The following is a 17,640-nucleotide window of genomic DNA, read 5'->3' on the forward strand; positions in this document are numbered from 1 at the left end:
AACAACTAGTCGCGAAAATTAGTAAACTGAAACGGCTGACCAAAGTCTTCGGCCTTAATCAGGGCGATGGCTTGTTGTAAGTCATCCCGCTTTTTACCGGTGACCCTGAGCTGCTCGCCCTGAATCGAAGCCTGGACTTTCAATTTGGCATCTTTCAAAGCTTTTATCACTTTTTTGGCGACCGGCTGTTCAATACCTTGCTTAAATACAATGTGCTGACGGCAGGTGCGGCCGTGCTGGTCCATTGGTTTTACTTCCAGCGCAGAAGTATCCAGATTGCGTTTGGCACAGGCGCCGCGGAACATCGAGTCCATTTGCTGCAGCTGAAACTCAGCCTGCGCGGTCATCAGGACCGACTCATCTTTGTATTCAAAGCTGGCATCCACATCCCGAAAATCAAAGCGGGTGGCCAGTTCTTTATTGGCATTGTTGGTGGCGTTACGCACCTCTTCCATATTTATCTCAGATACCACATCAAATGAAGGCATAGTGTTGCTCCTTAAGACAAATCAGCCCGCAAACGCGGGCTGATGTTAGTAGTTATTTGGTTTTAAGACCGCGTTTTTCCATCGAGGCGTATATCACTTTCGCCTGAATCAGCGTGATGATATTACTCACCAGCCAGTACAGTACCAGACCGGCCGGGAACCACAGGAAGAACACACTCATGGCCACGGGCATAAACTGCATGATTTTCTGCTGCATGGGGTCGGTCACCGTGGTGGGCTGCAGCTTTTGCAGCAACCACATGCTGGCGCCGGTAAGCACTGGCAGCACAAAGTAGGGGTCTTTGGTAGATAAATCCGTGATCCACAATACAAAGTCAGCATGACGCAATTCCACACTTTCCAGCAGTACCCAGTAAAGGGCCAGGAAGATAGGCATTTGCAGCAGCAGTGGTAAGCAACCACCCATGGGGTTTACTTTTTCTTTTTTGTACAGCTCCATCATCGCCTGAGACATCTTTTGGCGGTCATCGCCAAAACGCTGTTTTAGCTGCTGCATTTTGGGCGCAAGATTACGCAGACGCGCCATCGACTCATACTGTTTCTTCGTTAGCGGATACATAATCCCCTTAACGACAACGGTGATCAGAATAATCGCCACGCCCCAGTTACCCACCAGGCTATGCAAGAACTTCAGTAAGCTGAATAATGGCTGCGATATCCAGAACAAGATCCCGTAATCCACCGTTAAATCCAGCCCCGAGCCATGCCGGCCAGAATCTCCTGGTCTTTGGGGCCCATATACAGGTTGGCGGAAATTGTGGCGCTGTCGCCTGCCGGAACCGCTACTGGCTGGCCTTTAAAACCAATAATCGCAAACTGGTTAGCCGACAACTTTGAATAAACCTCGTTTTTCTGATCCTGCGGCGGTACCCAGGCGGAAACAAAGTAATGTTCGAGCATGCCGACCCAACCTGCCACAGTAGAAATGTTCAGGTTGTCATCTTCGATATCATCAAAGGTATACTTTTCATAGCTATCGTTATCGGTACCATAAGCCGCGCCACGATAAGTCGGCATAAACATATTGCCGCCATCAGGCACCACGGTGGTTTGTTTTAACTGACCAAACTGCTGCATGCTAACGGCCTTACCAGTATTATTGGCAACCTGATAATTTACCGAAACATCATGTGAACCCTGCTCAAAAACAAAGGTCTTGGTAACAGTTAAACCTTCAGCACTTTGCCATACCAGCGGTACTTCCAGTGTGTCTCCGGTCAGTTCGTAGGTGGTCTGCTCGGTGGCATAGCGCGGACGTCCCTTACCATTGCTATCAGGGCCATCCCGGCCAATCAAACCACTTTGGGCCACATACAGACCATTTTGCGGGCGCAACAGGCTATAGGTTTCTTCAGAGCCCTGAGTTACCGGAAAGTCCTGCAAGTTGGCTGACACAACGTCACCACCCAAAAGATCGATACTAACTTTTAAAGCATCGGTTTGTACCTGTACCAGACGGTTTTGATTCTGTTGCGGCACGGCTGCCATGCCGGGTACATCACCGCTGCTACTGGGCATATCTGCTCCATTAGCCTCGATACTGGCAGACGGGATACCATTATCCTGCTGCTGGGCTGATTGTTCAGATTGAACTGGCTGTACGGGTTGAGGCCCATAATCTTTCTGCCACTGTTGCCACAGCAGAAAACTGACCAAAGCCAGGCCAATTAACAAAAAACTACGTTGCGATTCCATAGAGGTCTCTTTATTTTGAGTGTTTAGTGTCGTGTTTTTCAGGTACCGGATCATAACCACCCGGATGCAAAGGGTGGCATTTTATAATGCGTTTACACGATAACCAACCGCCAATTACAAAACCATGTGTTTTTAAGGCATCAATTGCATAAAACGAACAGGTAGGATGAAACCGGCATCGTTGCCCCAACATCGGGGAAATACACCACTGATAAAATTTGATAAGCGCCAGCGGCAAAAAGATTGCTATTTTGCGCAGCGTTTGGTTAGTTTTTTCCATTGCTTATCAAGCGTGGCGAACACTTCCTCATTTGAAAGTTTATCTGCACCAGATTTTCCCACAACAATAATGTCAACATTAGGTAACTTGTCTTTGCGATGACGAAAACTTTCACGAATTAACCGTTTCAAACGATTTCTATCATGAGCTTTACGTACCCGTTTTTTAGACAATGTTATGCCCAGTCGAGGTGCATCGAGTTGATTAGGTCTGGCAAGAAGCGTAAAGGAAGGGGATACCGCTGGTATTGCGTTTTCAAACACAAATGTAAAGTGGGAGGGAGTTAACAGCCGTAACTCCCTGGAAAATTGATTTTCACCCACTTTAGGATTATTTCTTTTATTAAGCAGAAAGGCGAGCGCGGCCTTTTGCACGGCGAGCCGCTAGTACTTTACGACCATTTTTGGTCGCCATACGAGCACGGAAACCGTGTGAACGCTTGCGCTTTAAGTTGCTCGGTTGAAATGTTCTTTTCATGACCAAAGTCTCACTTATTTAGTTAAAACACAGGCGGTATTGAAATAACGAAGACAGCAGACCAAAGTCTTTTACGTCGTTAGGTAACTAACACAGCCCATCCAAAAAGGATGCCGAATTCTAGAGATCTCGTGGCCTCCTGTCAATGTATAATGACGGAATAGACAACATTATTTGGTTATTTTTTCGCTAGTGGTGTTAACCCGAATCAAAAAAAGGCTATAACCGGGACATGCACGGCAAAAGATTGTGCATAACCGGGCAGAAGCCACAGATTTATCCACAGTTTTTCACTCTAATAAGAGTAACCTTGATCCTCCCGGGCAAAGAAGATCCCTCACGTTACCTGCACACTTGACAGGGCGTGGCGATCAGGCGATCGACAAGGATCAGAAAAGGGAGCGGATTCGGGATCAGTTGTATTAAGATCGATGGGATCCTGCAAGATCCCCATTTACATTCTGTTAGTAAAATAAGATAATCCACAGCGATAAGATCAAAAAACAAATTCTGCGCTGATACCCAAATACATGCATCTATTTTCTTCCAGGTTTCGCGGCATCTGACCGTGATGCCTGCTCTTTGCATGGGTTTGCTTTTCAGGCGTCATTCGGAGCCCTACATTACATGTCTTTATGGAATCATTGTCTTGACCGCTTGCGGCAGGAACTGCCCACCCAGCAGTTCAGTATGTGGATAAGACCGCTCACCGCCGACGAAGACAGCGGCTGCATTACCTTGTTTGCCCCAAACCGGTTTGTGCTGGATTGGGTTCGCGACAAGTACCGCAATAAAATCACCGAGCTGTTTGCTGAATTTTGTGGGGTGGATGCGCCTGAGTTGCGCCTGGAGGTGGTTCAACGTTCTACTTCACCAGCGCCGGCGCCTGCCCCAAAACCCAGTACACCTGCAACGACATCGGGTGGCTACAACTCACAAAGTGATAGTGGTCACTATCAGTCAGGGTATCAGCAAGCAGCGCCCAAACCATCGGCACCTGCACCTCCGCACGCCAATGGCGAAAATATCTCGGCAGCGGCCCGGGGGAATCAGGCGGCGGGGCGTTCACCCAATGTTATTCCCATTCCGGAAGGCATGAAGCATAAAAGCAATATTAACCCTAACTATCAGTTTGATAACTTTGTTGAGGGTAAGTCTAATCAGCTGGCCAGGGCCGCGGCAACCCAGGTGGCTAACAATCCCGGTGGGTCGTACAACCCTTTGTTTATTTATGGGGGCACCGGCTTAGGTAAAACTCACTTGTTGCATGCGGTGGGTAACGGCATTGTGGCGAATCGCAAAGATGCAAAAATTGTATATATGCACTCAGAGCGTTTTGTTCAGGATATGGTAAAAGCACTGCAAAACAATGCCATTGAAGACTTTAAGAAATTTTATCGTTCGGTGGATGCACTGCTGATTGATGATATTCAGTTTTTTGCTAATAAAGAGCGTTCACAGGAAGAGTTCTTCCACACCTTCAATGCACTGCTTGAAGGTAATCAGCAAATCATTCTTACTTCTGATCGCTATCCTAAGGAAATTGATGGGGTAGAAGATCGGCTGAAGTCTCGCTTTGGTTGGGGTCTGACCATCGCCATCGAACCTCCCGAACTTGAAACCCGGGTGGCAATATTAATGCGTAAAGCGGCAGAGAACCGTATTCATTTACCCAATGAAGTGGCGTTTTTTATCGCCAAACGATTGCGTTCAAATGTTCGGGAGCTGGAAGGCGCACTCAACCGGGTTATCGCCAATGCGAATTTTACTGGTCGCCCCATTACCATCGACTTTGTTCGCGAAGCCCTGAGAGATTTGCTGGCGTTGCAAGAAAAGCTGGTCACGGTGGATAATATTCAAAAAACCGTCGCCGATTATTACAAAATCAAAGTATCAGATATTTTATCAAAACGCCGTAGCCGGAGTGTTGCCCGCCCCCGTCAGGTAGCGATGGCGCTGGCAAAAGAGCTTACCAACCATAGTCTGCCGGAACTGGGAAATGCATTTGGTGGCCGTGACCATACAACAGTGCTGCATGCGTGCCGTAAAATAGAGCAGCTTAGAGAAGAAAGTCATGATATAAAGGAAGACTATAAAAACCTTATCAGAACCTTGTCTTCTTAACCAATTCAAGCACGACGCGAGATAACAAGCCGATGAAATTTACAATCAGCAGAGAACAGTTTTTACAACCATTACAAATGGTTTCAGGAGCCGTAGAACGCCGTCACACGCTGCCTATCTTATCTAATGTCTTAATCAAGGTAAGTGAAGGATCATTGTGGCTAACCGGTACCGACTTAGAATTAGAGCTGGTCTCCAGTGTGATGCTAGACGGGGATTTTGACGAAGGGCAAATTACCGTTCCAGCCAAAAAACTGTTCGACATTATTCGTGGTTTATCTGAGGGAACCGACATCCAGTTTTCATTAGATGAAAACAAAGCGATTTTACGGGCCGGTCGCGGACGGTATACCTTATCCACGTTATCCGCCAATGACTATCCTAATTTAGAAGACTGGGAAAGCGAAGTTGAGTTTGAATTAAGCTGTAGTGAACTCAAAAAATTAATTGATAGCACCCACTTTTCGATGGCTCAGCAGGATGTTCGTTATTACCTCAATGGCCTGTCGTTGGAAACAGAAGAAAATCTGGTGCGTTCTGTGGCGACCGACGGACACCGGTTGGCACTATGCCGGCTGGCGTATGCTCAGTCTGCTTTACCTGCTCGCCAGGTCATTATTCCTCGTAAAGGGGTATTGGAGATTTCTCGTCTGATTAGCGATGATGATCAATTATTGCGGGTCCAGGTCGGCGAAAACCACATACGCTTGCAGGGCAGTGGCTTTATCTTTACCAGCAAACTGGTAGATGGGCGCTTTCCGGATTATCGCCGGGTATTACCGCGCGATGGCGATAAAACAATTTTGGCCAGTAAGGCAGTATTAAAAGAAGCCTTTTCTCGTGCAGCAATATTATCGAACGAAAAATTTCGCGGCGTAAGATTGAATCTTGCCTCTGGTGAGCTAAAAATTACGGCCAATAACCCTGAACAAGAAGAAGCCGAAGAGTTGGTGGATGTTGATTATCAGGGAGATGAGCTGGAGATTGGGTTCAATGTCGCTTACCTGATAGATGTTTTGAACTCATTAGTCGGCGAACAGGTTAAACTGACCTTATCAGACTCTAATTCAAGTGCATTAATTGAAGACGCCGAAGATGATGCCGCCTTGTATGTCATCATGCCAATGCGATTGTAACGGCTTGCGGGCGATAGACATTATCGCCTTTTTCTTTTCCTGATTCCTATTTTTGGTAATGTTTTTATTTTGTACGGTCTGTTATGAAACTGGACAAAGTCCAGCTAACTCATTTTCGCAATATTTCTTCCGCCACGTTGTTACCGTCCCGAAGCTTGACGGTAATTACCGGCAAAAATGGCAGTGGTAAATCTTCTTTGCTCGAAGCTATTTTTTACCTGGGTTTTGGTCGTTCGTTTCGTACCGCAAAACACCGGTCGGTGATTCAACATGAGCAACCCGCATTTAGTATCTTTGCGCAAGGCACCAATGATAACGAGGCGACTTTCAAAGTAGGGATGGAGCGGCGTAACACCGATCAGTTCACCTGTTCAATAGATGGTGAACATTCCCATCGTCTGGCAGATTTGGTCAGTCTGATACCGGTACAGCTTTTCACCCCGCAAAGTACCGATCTGGTGATTGGCTCCCCGGCAGAACGAAGGAAATTTATGGATTGGGGATTGTTCCACGTGGAACAATCGTTTCATGGACTTCACGCCGCGTATACCAAACTTCTTAAACAACGAAATGCTTTATTAAAACAAAACGCCACCCTCAAAGAGCCCCAGCACAACTATTGGCAAGAACAGCTGGTGGTGGTAGGCGAAAAGCTAGATTTACAGCGTCAGCGTTATATGGAAGCATTAAAACCAGTATTTAACGCTATTTCTAGTGAATTTTTACCTGAGTTTTCGGTGGAAATTTCGTATTATAAGGGGTGGGAAAAAGAGGCTTCGCTAGCCGAAGCACTAGACAAAAAATACGAATACGATTTTCGGGTTGGACACACATCATCAGGTCCACACAAAGCAGATGTCAGGTTCAAGGTGAACGGTATCAATGCCCAGGAAATTCTTTCTCGAGGACAGCTGAGAATGGCCGTCGCGGCATTGCAGTTGGCGCAAACCGCTTTGTTCTCGAAACAAACAAACCGCAAAAGTATATTTTTACTTGATGATGTCGGGGCGGAACTGGATATCGACAAAAGAGAACGGTTTATTGATGGGCTGTTGGCAATGGATACGCAGATATTTGTTACTGCGATAGAATCTCAGCAGCTCGAATTTGTAGATAAATACAATGATAAAAAGATGTTTCACGTGGAACATGGCCACGTGACAGAGGAGTAAAAGCTAATTATGTCAGAGCAGAATAACTACGACTCGTCCAGCATTAAGGTGTTGAAGGGCCTGGATGCCGTTCGTAAACGTCCGGGTATGTATATCGGCGATACCGATGATGGCACAGGTTTGCACCATATGGTGTTCGAAGTCGTCGACAATTCAATTGATGAAGCATTAGCAGGTTACTGCTCAGAAATTGTAGTACAAATTCATACTGATGGTTCGGTATCCGTGTCTGATAATGGCCGTGGTATTCCAACCGAACTTCATGAAGAAGAGGGTGTCTCCGCCGCTGAGGTCATTATGACCGTTTTGCATGCCGGTGGTAAATTCGACGATAATTCCTATAAAGTCTCAGGCGGCTTGCATGGGGTAGGTGTTTCGGTAGTTAATGCTTTGTCCAGCAAGTTAAAGCTACGAATCCGCCGGTCTGGTAAAACCCATGAGCAGGAATACCAACATGGGGTTCCACAGGCGCCCCTTGAGGTGATGGGTGAAACCGACAAGTCGGGTACTGCGGTTCGATTCTGGCCAAGCCACGACACCTTTACTAATACTGAATTTCATTACGACATCCTGGCAAAGCGTCTACGTGAATTGTCGTTCCTAAACTCAGGGGTGGCCATCCGTCTTAAAGATGAACGTGATGGCAAAGAAAACTTGTTCAAATATGAAGGTGGTATCCGAGCCTTTGTGGAGTATTTGAACGAAAAGAAAACACCGATTCATGACAAAGTTTTCCACTTCACCATGGAGCGTGAAGAAGATGGCATCGCGGTTGAAGTTGCCATGCAGTGGAATGATAGCTTTCAGGAAAATGTATTCTGCTTCACTAACAACATCCCGCAGCGGGATGGCGGAACGCATTTGGCCGGCTTTCGGGGCGCGTTAACCCGTACTTTGAACAACTATATGGAACAGGAAGGCTTAAATAAAAAAGCCAAAACCTCAGCCACTGGTGATGATGCCCGGGAAGGTTTGACGGCAGTCGTCTCGGTGAAAGTGCCTGATCCAAAGTTCTCATCTCAAACAAAAGAGAAGTTGGTGTCTTCGGAAGTTCGGCCCGCGGTCGAATCGACGATGAATGAAAAACTCTCAGAATTCTTGTTAGAGAATCCAACCGTCAGCAAAACCATAGCCTCAAAAATCATTGATGCGGCCCGTGCCCGTGAAGCTGCCCGTAAAGCACGGGACATGACTCGTCGAAAAGGTGCTCTCGATCTGGCAGGGCTACCAGGCAAGCTGGCTGACTGTCAGGAAAAAGATCCGGCATTATCCGAACTGTATATTGTGGAGGGTGACTCTGCAGGCGGTTCTGCTAAGCAGGGGCGTAATCGTAAAAATCAGGCTATTTTACCGCTCAAGGGAAAAATCCTTAACGTTGAAAAGGCCCGCTTTGACAAGATGCTGTCTTCGCAGGAAGTGGCAACCCTTATCACTGCATTGGGGTGTGGTATTGGCCGGGACGAGTACAACCCGGACAAATTGCGCTATCACAGCATCATCATTATGACCGATGCGGATGTGGATGGTTCTCACATTCGTACTCTGCTGTTGACCTTTTTCTATCGTCAAATGCCTGAGATTATCGAGCGTGGCTATGTTTATATAGCGCAGCCGCCTTTGTATAAGGTGAAAAAGGGCAAGCAGGAACAATACCTGAAAGACGATGATGCATTAACAGCTTACCTAACCAACATTGCCTTAGATGGTACCGCGCTGTACACCAGCGAAGATGCGCCAGGCATTTCAGGGGTAGGATTAGAAAACCTGGTTAAGCAATATCAAAGCGTTGAAAAGATGATAGATAGATTGCATCGTTTAATGCCGCCAGCCATTTTGTATCGCTTTATCTACTCACCAACGTTAAATTTGGTGGATCTGAAAGACCAGGCTACATTGGACTCGGTCGCAGATAAGTTTGTTAGTAGTCTGAACGATAGAGAAAATGATGGGGCGACCTATCGCTATGAAATAAAGCGTGATGATGAACTAAGTGAATTTTATATTCTCATTGTGATGCGTATGCATGGTATTGATTATGAGTACAAAATTGGCCATGATTTTATCGAGTCCACTGAGTACACGCGCATTCGTGAGCTGAACGAGTCCATCAATGGCATGATGGGGGATACGGCTTATGTACAGCGTGGCGAACGTCGCAAGTCGATTGATTCATTTAAGTCTGCCATCGAGTGGCTTATGAGCGAAGCGAAGAAGGGTCAGTACATTCAGCGCTATAAAGGGCTGGGCGAAATGAACCCTGAACAGTTGTGGGAAACCACCATGGATCCGGAAGGCCGCCGTATGCTGCAGGTAACCATTGAGGATGCCGTTGCCTGCGATCAGTTATTTACCACACTGATGGGCGACCAGGTAGAGCCGCGTCGGGACTTCATCGAAGCGAACGCACTTAATGTGGAAAATCTTGACGTGTAGCTAAGCTTTGTCATGTAAATAAAAAGACCGCCATTACGGCGGTCTTTTTGTAGGAGCAGCTAAAAAGGGAGCGGCTTATTGGCTTTTTAGCCTGACGGTAAGTTCAAGCTCGTCCGCATCGGTCTTCTCAAACGTGAACCGATAAGTCCCGGTATTATTCGGGGTGAACTGTAGGTTCTGGGCTTTGTCACCGCAAATCAGAGTGGCCGTATCTGAGACTGTTACCTGCTGGCCCTGATAGTTACCGCCACAGGTTTGGGCCGGCGTCCACGCACTATCTGCTACCTTAAAGTCATAAGGCTGGCCATCGGCAATCAATTCAATATCGGCATACCAGCCATCGCGACCCTGGCTAAGCTGATACGCAGGTGAGGCCTCCCACCAGTTAAATACCCCACGAAGATACAACTCTGACATATTTACCTGGGGTGTAGGACTAACACCGGGGAGTTGATTGACAATGCTGTTAGACGAGCAGCCTGTAAGAAAAGCAGCAATAAAGACAGAAGCAATTTTTTTCAAAACGGGAACCTCGTAAAAAAATGCCCAACAAACATGTTGGGCATAATGGATATACTATTGTTACGTGCGATTGCTGATTAAGATTTGGCCAGTAGCGAGATGTCAGCGGTTTTTAGAAACAGACTTCGTAATAGCAACAATAAGGCCAGGCGATTACCCCGCACCCGCTCATCTTCGGCCATCACCATAACATTATCGAAAAAGGCATCAATCGGCTCGCGTAATGTCGCCAGGGCCCGAAGTACTTCCCGATACTGTTGTTGCGCCGCGGCCTGGGTCACGGTTTCCTTTACATCCATCAGTGAGGTATAAAGGGCTTTTTCGGCGTCATCTTCCAGCAAGCCGGCATCGATATGCGCCTCACCGGTAATGCCTTGTTTGGTTAGAATGTTGGCCACCCGCTTATTTGCTGCTGCCAATGCCTCGGCTTCATCCCGTTGCTTAAACTCGGCAACGGCCTCAATACGGGCAACATAATCAGCCGGACGAGTAGGGCGACGGGCTGATACAGCCTGAATGACATCGGTACCCACACCCTGGTCCTGCAACAATGACACAAACCGGCCCAATACAAAATCGACCACCTGTTGTGACGTATTTTCATTTGTCAGCTTTTGACCATAAACCTCAATGGCCTTCTCAACCAACGTGGTCAAATCGAGGCTATAGTTGTTTTCACTGATCACTCGAAGCACACCAATGGCGGCCCGGCGTAATGCAAAGGGGTCTTTATCACCTTTAGGCAATTGATTGATGCCAAAGATACCGACCAGGGTGTCGAGCTTATCAGCCAGCGACACAGCGGCACTGACCGGATGTGAGGGCAAAGCATCACCGGCAAAGCGCGGCATATATTGCTCATACAAGGCTGTGGCAATAGGCTCAGGTTCATTGTCGTTTTGAGCATAGTACATGCCCATCACACCTTGCACTTCAGGAAACTCCATGACCATTTCGGTCATCAGGTCAGTTTTAGACAACAGCCCGGCACGGCTGGCATATTCCACCTTCGCGTCAATATGACCGGCGATAAATCCGGCTAGTGTGCTAATGCGTTGCGACTTTTCTTCCAATGTTCCCAGTTGCTTTTGGAATAATACCGAAGACAGGCTGGGTAAACGAGCTTCCAGGGTCTGCTTCTTATCGGTATTGAAGAAAAACTCAGCATCGGCCAGGCGCGGACGAATGACTTTTTCATTGCCACTGATAATCAGTGAAGGGTCGTGGCTGTCTATATTACTTACAAACAAAAAGGTGCTCGCCAGTGAACCATCGCGATTAAGCAGCGGCACATACTTTTGATCATCTTTCATGGTATAGATGAGCGCTTCTTTAGGAACCGCTAAAAAGCTGTCATCGAATGAGGCAGTCAGTACTACCGGCCATTCCACTAACGCGGCAATCTCTTCCAGCAGGGCAGTGTCGTAATCTGGGGTAAGCTCGAGATCATTGGCGGTCTGCTCCAGGCTGTTTTGAATCGCTTCGGCTCGTTCGGTGAAGTCGGCCATAACATATTGCTTTTTAAGCGCCTGAGCATAATTGTCAGCATGATCTAATTCAAACTGGCCATCACCATGAAAACGATGACCTAACACCATGCGGTCGCTGTTAAGGCCCAATGCGGTGACCGGGATAACCTGCGCGCCGTACAAGACGGTCAGGGTATGCACCGGCCGGATAAACTGGGTAGTGTAGTTACCCCAGCGCATTGGCTTGGGAATAGGCAGCTTCGACAATGCCTGGTTCAGCAAGCTTTCAAGCAGCGCGGCGACCGGCTGGCCCGGCACCTGCGCACGGTGCAACAACCATTCGCCTTTATCGGTAACCATGCGCTCAGCATCGGCGACTTCAATGCCATTACCCCGAGCCCAGCCTAAAGCTGCCTTGGTGGGCTCATTATTGTCATCAAAGGCAGCGCTGATAGCAGGGCCGCGTTTTTCTACCACCTTATCTTCCTGTGCTTCTGCCAGCGCCGAAACATAGACCGCTAACCGGCGGGGCGCTGCGAACCAGCTTACCGAGCCAAAGGATAGCTGTGCGCCTTCCAGGGCCAGCTGAAATTGATCAGCAAAGCTTTGACCAAGTTGTTTCAAGGATTTAGGAGGCAGCTCTTCTGTGCCCAGTTCAATCAGTAAATTTTCAGTGCGCACAATTACAACTCCTTCTGGCAAAGCGGAAAGCCAAGTTCTTCACGGGCCTGGTAATAGCTCTGCGCACAGGCTTTGGCCAGTGTGCGCACACGCAAAATATAGCGCTGGCGCTCAGTCACTGAAATGGCATGTCGTGCATCCAACAGATTAAACGCGTGGGAGGCTTTCATGACCTGTTCGTAAGCCGGCAACGGCAGATTATTTTCAATAAGACGGTTACTCATTGCTTCACATTCATCAAAGGTGGCGAATAAAAAATCGACACTGGCATGCTCAAAGTTGTACTTAGACTGCTCAACTTCATTTTGATGAAAAACATCGCCGTAGGTGACCTTGCCCATGGGGCCATCAGTCCAAACCAGATCGTAAATAGAGTCAACGCCCTGGATATACATAGCCAGCCGTTCAAGCCCATAGGTAATTTCACCGGTTACCGGCTTACATTCAATTCCGCCAACCTGTTGAAAGTAGGTGAACTGAGTCACTTCCATGCCATTTAACCAGACTTCCCAGCCAAGGCCCCAGGCGCCCAGAGTGGGGGATTCCCAGTTATCTTCAACAAAGCGAATATCATGCACCAGAGGATCAAAGCCAAGCTCTTTTAATGAACCAAGATACAACTCCTGGATATTATCCGGGGAGGGCTTCATCATCACCTGAAATTGATAATATTGCTGTAGCCGGTTGGGGTTTTCACCGTAACGACCATCCGTAGGACGACGACAAGGTTGAACATACGCGCTACTGATGGGCTCGGGCCCCAGCGAGCGAAGAAATGTCATCGGGTGGAAGGTACCGGCGCCAACTTCCATATCCAGTGGCTGGATAATGACGCAGCCTTGTCGGGCCCAGTAATCCTGCAGAGCCAGGATAAACCCCTGAAAGGTCTTAATATCGTATTTGTGCATACAATTGCTGCTTCGTTTTAAACTATTCAAAGGTGGCATAGTATACAATTTGTCTGGCACTGTATGTAGGGTTAAAGCGTCAAATGCGTATTAAATCAACACCAAAAAGTGAGAACACCGCATGAAGGAACAACCAATACGCTGCGCATGGGTGACCGCGGATCCTATTTACCGGCAATATCACGATACTGTGTGGGGGCGACCGGAAACAGACAGCCAGATGCTGTTTAAAAAATTATGCTTAGATGGCCAGCAAGCGGGGTTGTCGTGGCTCACTATTTTAAAAAAGCAGGCGAATTACGAAGCCGCGTTTTATAACTTTGAGCCTGGCCGAATCATTCAGATGACCGACAAAGATATCGAACAGCAGATGCTCAATACCGGGATTATCCGTAACCGTTTAAAGATAAAAAGTATTATCAAAAACGCCCACGGCTATTTAAAGATTGAGGAGCAACAGCCCTTTAACGAGTTTATCTGGCAGTTTACGCAAGGCAAAACTCTGATAAATCATTGGTCCAGTGCCCGGGAGGTGCCAGTGAGTAGTGCCGAGTCAAAAGCAATGGCAAAAGCGCTTAAAAGTTATGGCTTTACGTTTGTGGGAGAAACCATTTGTTATGCTTTTATGCAGGCGACGGGGATGGTTATGGATCACGAAGCAGGCTGCCACTGTTATACAGCAGCCTGTCGTGAGGCGTTAGCTTAATTTAAACAATGCTGTGGCAGTAGGTTTTTATCTCGGGTAACTCAGCAATAACTTTGGTTTCGTGCTCAGCTTCAATTTCTTCACGGGCCTGATCTTGCCGGCGCTTTTCTGACTTAGGCAATTTATTGCGCTCTTCCAGAATTGCAAAGCCATTCACCTGGGCGAACAGGGTATGAATATGGGGAAACTTTTTTGCAAAATTTGGCGGTGACTCCAGGGGCAACGCATTGAGCAGATTAACGATCCGAATAGTTCCTTCAGACAAATCACATTGCTGCTGTTCCATGGCCTTGGCTATCACAAGAATGCTTTCGGTGATGGATTGGGTGCGTTTGTCCCGGGCTGCCGTGTGTCGCTGTTTTTGCTGTTTTAGCATAAACAGCAAACGACCTGCATACACACCTAAAGCCAGAATAATGACTATCGCTATAATGATCACGATGGTCGTGGCCATGAGACATCCCCTTTACTTTTTAAAATCGTCCATCTTGATAGCGTCTAAGTCATCTAATGGATCGTGGTCATCGTCAGCTTCTTCATCAGCTTCAGGGTCGATACCCAGCAACTCACAAAGGGTGCGGTGACGAGCCATTTTCTCATCCATAAAACGCTGTTCGGCTTTGGTCATGGTCTGACCTTCGTCGGCTTTGTCCAGCAACAGCATCAATTTACTGTCTGCTTCAATGGCGGCGAGTTCTTCAGCTGGGGTGGCATACGTTGGCACTGAGGCCTCTTTCACCAACGCCACGGGCTTTTTACTACCATGGCGCGGATCATTGACCTGCTTACGCTGGCTATGGTTGGTGCTGTCCTGCTCCTGGGCATTACGGGTGCCTGAAGGTTTTCCTTTCCCTTTCTTTTTACCCTGTTGCACAGTGGTACGTGGTTTTCTGTCAGGGTCTTTTCTTACCCCAATCTGACCGACTTTTCTGGTTTTCTTGCTTCGAGACGACATAGTTGCTCTTTGATACCTTAATTTATAACGGTGTAGTATAACTTTGCTTGTGCATTAATACGACATCGGCGCTAACAAGATGCACTTTATATCCATATTTACGGCCAATATAGTAGAAAGTTTCATCACTGAAAAAACTCACATGGGTGGGATCGTTTTTATAATGCCAGTTTGCAAAGCGCTCAGCGCTGATCACCCGTTTGGTCATTACACACAGCCATCCTGCATTTTCAAGACAGGCATCGAGCCGGGCCAGTTCGGTGGCGGGGGAATGAAAGTGCTCGATGGCTTCGGTACAGGTTATAAAGTGATAACGCTGGTTGAGTACTTTTGTGTCAGGATAAAAAAAAGGATCGTACAGCTGCACGTGGTGACCGGCTGCTTCTAGTATGCCGGCGAGCACCGGGGTAGGCCCACAGCCAAAGTCCAGCCCCGTTGCAGGGTGCTCAAGCCGTGCACAAAGGGGGCCGCGGCCCGGATTAAAAATTGCCGGTAGCCAGCATCATGGGCATGGTTTTCATGTAACTGGTATTCCGCCTGTTCATTCTGGGCAGTAGGTAAATAGGCCGGGGCCACAAATACCAGATGGCAAACGCTGCACTGATGATAGATTCTGCGGCGATCCTGATGATAAAAAGGCGCTTTGGGTGTGCGACAAAGAGGGCACATTGGGTCAGACATGAAGTGGTATTCGAATAGGCCAGAAAAGAAAAAAGGGTGATGGCTTGCGCCATCACCCTCGATGTTTCAGTGTCGTATGACACTTCTCCCGTTTTGCACACCTTGTGCTACATTGGCTTCCTAGCCCGAAGTGCTCTACTTTTTATTGTTTTTTACAGAGCTGGCATTGTTGTTTAAGGTCTTCCTGACGCTTTATCCAATCTTCCATATGCTTATTATTATTGTTTTATGTTTCAGCTCGCTTTAGGCGAGTACCAAAACTAGGACTGTAGCTTACACGAAAAAAAACAGATTACAACACCCAGGTTAACAGAAAGTTAACATGTGGGCGGTTTTTTAATGCAATCCGGCTAAATAATCGGCAAGGGTTTGCATTTCATCGTCGGTGAGTTTCATGGCGATGTCGCGCATCATCCCATTCATATCGTTATGGCGCTGTTCCGACTGAAACGCTTTTAGCTGAGCCACAATATACTCCGGATGCTGACCGCTGATGTCCGGGAAGCCTGCTAACCCCATGCCATCTCCCCGGGGCCATGACACGCGATACAAGCGGCCAGGCCACGATCTACATCGCCACCACGGTACAGGGCCTGGCCCGCCTCAACAGCACTTTCAGGAGTGGTTCCCAGCTTGGGTTTTTGTTCAGCATAGTAGGCTGCCAAATCCTGCATATCCTGTTCAGATAAAGGGGCTGCCATCCCATTCATTACTGCGTTATTACGGCCTTCTTCACCACCAGTCTGGGAAGCCAGTTTAAATTCTTTTAATTGTTTAACTAAATAATCCTCATGCTGGCTGGCTAGCTTGGGATTCATGGGTATTGCACTGTTACCGTCCGCCCCGTGACAGGCTGCACACACCGCGGACTTTTCTTTACCTGCCTGCGCATCGCCCTGAGCCAGGGTGGTGCCGGTTAAACCAAAAGATAAACACACCATAAAACACAGTTTTTTCATAAGTTAACTTCCGTAAAGGATCCAGCGGTATGGCTGGTATACGTGGTATTATTGTTATTGAGCACATTTAATGCATCTGAAATCCAAACCCATAGTAAAACGATGCTTTAAAAATGTACAATCTTGTGAACATAATTTTTTGATGATAATCAAGCAGTATAGACGGACAGAACACTATGACGTATTACACCCAAGCCAAGTTTAGCACCAGCGCCCCCGATATCCGTCATCTTGAGGGTGATGAAGGCATTGAAGTGGCCTTCGCCGGCCGCTCAAATGCAGGTAAATCCAGTGCGCTAAATACGCTGGCACGACAAAAGAACCTGGCGCGTACCAGTAAAACGCCGGGGCGCACCCAGCTGATCAATGTGTTCGAACTTGAAGAGGGCCGCCGTCTTATTGATTTACCGGGATACGGCTTTGCCCAGGTGCCTATTGCCATGAAAAAGAAATGGCAGCAGGCCCTGGGTGAGTATTTACAAAAACGAAAGAGTTTAAAAGGGTTGGTGGTATTGATGGACATTCGCCATCCTTTCAAGGATTTGGATCAGGATTTAATCTACTGGGCGGTAGAGGCAAATATTCCGGTACTGGCCTTGCTGACCAAATCAGACAAACTAAAAGCGGGTAAACGGAAAGCCCAGCTGATGATGGCACAAGAGGCTGCTTTGGCCTTTATGGGTGATGTAACGGTACAGACCTTTTCTTCACACAACAGGCAGGGATTGCCTGAGCTTGAGCAAATGCTGGACGGCTGGTTTCATCGACACGAAGAGAAAAAATAAGCCTCTGGAAAAGAAAAAGCCCCATCACAGCAGGATGGGGCAAAAGGACTGAGAGAAAACACATAAAAACCATAGATATAGAGTCAGCTGGTCAGCGTTAGTTCCCAAAGATTGCAAAAAAAATACAAAACTATTAAAAACCTGTTTT

17 protein-coding genes and 2 pseudogenes are annotated in these 17,640 nt (G+C 47.5%); 6 read left to right on the forward strand and 13 right to left on the reverse strand.

Going from position 1 to position 17,640, the window contains the following annotated elements; all coding sequences use genetic code 11:
* Positions 1-5: 5 nt before the first annotated feature.
* The 5 genes and pseudogenes from IT774_RS16660 to rpmH form a co-directional block, all read right to left on the reverse strand.
* Positions 6-488 carry a YajQ family cyclic di-GMP-binding protein gene (locus IT774_RS16660; RefSeq protein ID WP_195810760.1) on the reverse strand — a complete coding sequence of 161 codons (483 nt, stop codon included), beginning with the start codon at positions 486-488 and terminating at the stop codon, positions 6-8.
* A 52-nt stretch (positions 489-540) separates the two neighbouring features.
* Positions 541-2,204, reverse strand: a pseudogene (gene yidC / locus IT774_RS16665) (membrane protein insertase YidC).
* Between the two features lie 10 nt (positions 2,205-2,214).
* On the reverse strand, positions 2,215-2,484 hold the full coding sequence (gene yidD, locus IT774_RS16670; protein WP_408641190.1) for a membrane protein insertion efficiency factor YidD: 270 nt from the start codon (positions 2,482-2,484) through the stop codon (positions 2,215-2,217).
* Positions 2,451-2,807 carry a ribonuclease P protein component gene (gene rnpA / locus IT774_RS16675; protein ID WP_195812342.1) on the reverse strand — a complete coding sequence of 119 codons (357 nt, stop codon included), beginning with the start codon at positions 2,805-2,807 and terminating at the stop codon, positions 2,451-2,453. The genes yidD and rnpA overlap by 34 nt, the downstream gene beginning before the upstream one ends.
* Before the next feature lie 19 nt (positions 2,808-2,826).
* The gene (gene rpmH, locus IT774_RS16680) at positions 2,827-2,961 is read right to left on the reverse strand and encodes a 50S ribosomal protein L34 (RefSeq protein WP_014290886.1); all 135 of its coding nucleotides are present in this window, start codon (positions 2,959-2,961) and stop codon (positions 2,827-2,829) included.
* Positions 2,962-3,588: 627 nt separating this feature from the next.
* Between rpmH and dnaA the strand changes: the two genes are divergently transcribed.
* From dnaA to gyrB, 4 genes are all read left to right on the forward strand, one after another.
* Entirely contained in the window at positions 3,589-5,085 is a 1,497-nt protein-coding gene (gene dnaA / locus IT774_RS16685; RefSeq protein WP_195810761.1) for a chromosomal replication initiator protein DnaA, read from the forward strand.
* Positions 5,086-5,117: 32 nt separating this feature from the next.
* Positions 5,118-6,221, forward strand: coding sequence for a DNA polymerase III subunit beta (gene dnaN / locus IT774_RS16690; RefSeq protein WP_195810762.1), 1,104 nt, complete (start codon positions 5,118-5,120; stop codon positions 6,219-6,221).
* An 83-nt stretch (positions 6,222-6,304) separates the two neighbouring features.
* Positions 6,305-7,393, forward strand: coding sequence for a DNA replication/repair protein RecF (recF, locus tag IT774_RS16695; RefSeq protein ID WP_195810763.1), 1,089 nt, complete (start codon positions 6,305-6,307; stop codon positions 7,391-7,393).
* A gap of 9 nt (positions 7,394-7,402) precedes the next feature.
* On the forward strand, positions 7,403-9,826 hold the full coding sequence (gyrB, locus tag IT774_RS16700) for a DNA topoisomerase (ATP-hydrolyzing) subunit B (protein ID WP_195810764.1): 2,424 nt from the start codon (positions 7,403-7,405) through the stop codon (positions 9,824-9,826).
* Between the two features lie 75 nt (positions 9,827-9,901).
* On the opposite strand, the gene IT774_RS16705 is transcribed toward gyrB, so the two are convergent.
* The 3 genes from IT774_RS16705 to glyQ all read right to left on the reverse strand — a co-directional run bounded on the left by IT774_RS16705 (position 9,902) and on the right by glyQ (position 13,406).
* Positions 9,902-10,243, reverse strand: a complete 342-nt coding sequence (locus IT774_RS16705; protein WP_232365041.1) for a hypothetical protein — start codon at positions 10,241-10,243, stop codon at positions 9,902-9,904.
* A gap of 182 nt (positions 10,244-10,425) precedes the next feature.
* Complete coding sequence (glyS, locus tag IT774_RS16710; RefSeq protein WP_195810766.1) at positions 10,426-12,498, reverse strand: glycine--tRNA ligase subunit beta; 2,073 nt, start codon at positions 12,496-12,498, stop codon at positions 10,426-10,428.
* A 2-nt stretch (positions 12,499-12,500) separates the two neighbouring features.
* Positions 12,501-13,406 carry a glycine--tRNA ligase subunit alpha gene (gene glyQ / locus IT774_RS16715; protein ID WP_195810767.1) on the reverse strand — a complete coding sequence of 302 codons (906 nt, stop codon included), beginning with the start codon at positions 13,404-13,406 and terminating at the stop codon, positions 12,501-12,503.
* A gap of 121 nt (positions 13,407-13,527) precedes the next feature.
* On the opposite strand from glyQ, the gene IT774_RS16720 reads away from it, so the two are divergent.
* Positions 13,528-14,112, forward strand: coding sequence for a DNA-3-methyladenine glycosylase I (locus IT774_RS16720; protein ID WP_195810768.1), 585 nt, complete (start codon positions 13,528-13,530; stop codon positions 14,110-14,112).
* Between the two features lies 1 nt (position 14,113).
* Here IT774_RS16720 and IT774_RS16725 read toward each other — a convergent pair whose 3' ends face one another.
* From IT774_RS16725 to IT774_RS16740, 5 genes and pseudogenes are all read right to left on the reverse strand, one after another.
* Entirely contained in the window at positions 14,114-14,566 is a 453-nt protein-coding gene (locus tag IT774_RS16725; protein ID WP_195810769.1) for a DUF2489 domain-containing protein, read from the reverse strand.
* A gap of 12 nt (positions 14,567-14,578) precedes the next feature.
* On the reverse strand, positions 14,579-15,067 hold the full coding sequence (gene yihI / locus IT774_RS16730) for a Der GTPase-activating protein YihI (RefSeq protein WP_195810770.1): 489 nt from the start codon (positions 15,065-15,067) through the stop codon (positions 14,579-14,581).
* Between the two features lie 22 nt (positions 15,068-15,089).
* Positions 15,090-15,470 carry a methyltransferase domain-containing protein gene (locus tag IT774_RS17640; protein ID WP_232365042.1) on the reverse strand — a complete coding sequence of 127 codons (381 nt, stop codon included), beginning with the start codon at positions 15,468-15,470 and terminating at the stop codon, positions 15,090-15,092.
* Positions 15,452-15,748, reverse strand: coding sequence for a hypothetical protein (locus tag IT774_RS17645; protein ID WP_232365043.1), 297 nt, complete (start codon positions 15,746-15,748; stop codon positions 15,452-15,454). Before IT774_RS17645 ends, IT774_RS17640 begins: the two co-directional genes overlap by 19 nt.
* A gap of 336 nt (positions 15,749-16,084) precedes the next feature.
* A pseudogene (locus tag IT774_RS16740) lies at positions 16,085-16,707 on the reverse strand (c-type cytochrome).
* A gap of 176 nt (positions 16,708-16,883) precedes the next feature.
* Here IT774_RS16740 and yihA point away from each other — a divergent pair.
* Positions 16,884-17,492: a ribosome biogenesis GTP-binding protein YihA/YsxC gene (yihA, locus tag IT774_RS16745; RefSeq protein WP_195810771.1), complete on the forward strand. Its 609-nt coding sequence runs from the start codon at positions 16,884-16,886 to the stop codon at positions 17,490-17,492.
* Positions 17,493-17,640 lie beyond the last annotated feature (148 nt).

Source organism: Salinimonas marina, from assembly GCF_015644725.1.
In the GTDB taxonomy this organism is placed as follows: Bacteria; Pseudomonadota; Gammaproteobacteria; order Enterobacterales; family Alteromonadaceae; genus Alteromonas.

Coding starts and splice junctions, on each gene's coding strand:
- gyrB (WP_195810764.1), top strand. CDS start 7,403: ATGTCAGAGCAGAATAACTACGACTCGTCCAGCATTAAGGTGTTGAAG.
- glyQ (WP_195810767.1), bottom strand. CDS start 13,406: ATGCACAAATACGATATTAAGACCTTTCAGGGGTTTATCCTGGCTCTG.
- IT774_RS16660 (WP_195810760.1), bottom strand. CDS start 488: ATGCCTTCATTTGATGTGGTATCTGAGATAAATATGGAAGAGGTGCGT.
- yidD (WP_408641190.1), bottom strand. CDS start 2,484: ATGGAAAAAACTAACCAAACGCTGCGCAAAATAGCAATCTTTTTGCCG.
- IT774_RS16705 (WP_232365041.1), bottom strand. CDS start 10,243: ATGTCAGAGTTGTATCTTCGTGGGGTATTTAACTGGTGGGAGGCCTCA.
- yihI (WP_195810770.1), bottom strand. CDS start 15,067: ATGTCGTCTCGAAGCAAGAAAACCAGAAAAGTCGGTCAGATTGGGGTA.
- IT774_RS16725 (WP_195810769.1), bottom strand. CDS start 14,566: ATGGCCACGACCATCGTGATCATTATAGCGATAGTCATTATTCTGGCT.
- rpmH (WP_014290886.1), bottom strand. CDS start 2,961: ATGAAAAGAACATTTCAACCGAGCAACTTAAAGCGCAAGCGTTCACAC.
- recF (WP_195810763.1), top strand. CDS start 6,305: ATGAAACTGGACAAAGTCCAGCTAACTCATTTTCGCAATATTTCTTCC.
- IT774_RS16720 (WP_195810768.1), top strand. CDS start 13,528: ATGAAGGAACAACCAATACGCTGCGCATGGGTGACCGCGGATCCTATT.
- IT774_RS17645 (WP_232365043.1), bottom strand. CDS start 15,748: ATGTCTGACCCAATGTGCCCTCTTTGTCGCACACCCAAAGCGCCTTTT.
- dnaA (WP_195810761.1), top strand. CDS start 3,589: ATGTCTTTATGGAATCATTGTCTTGACCGCTTGCGGCAGGAACTGCCC.
- yihA (WP_195810771.1), top strand. CDS start 16,884: ATGACGTATTACACCCAAGCCAAGTTTAGCACCAGCGCCCCCGATATC.
- dnaN (WP_195810762.1), top strand. CDS start 5,118: ATGAAATTTACAATCAGCAGAGAACAGTTTTTACAACCATTACAAATG.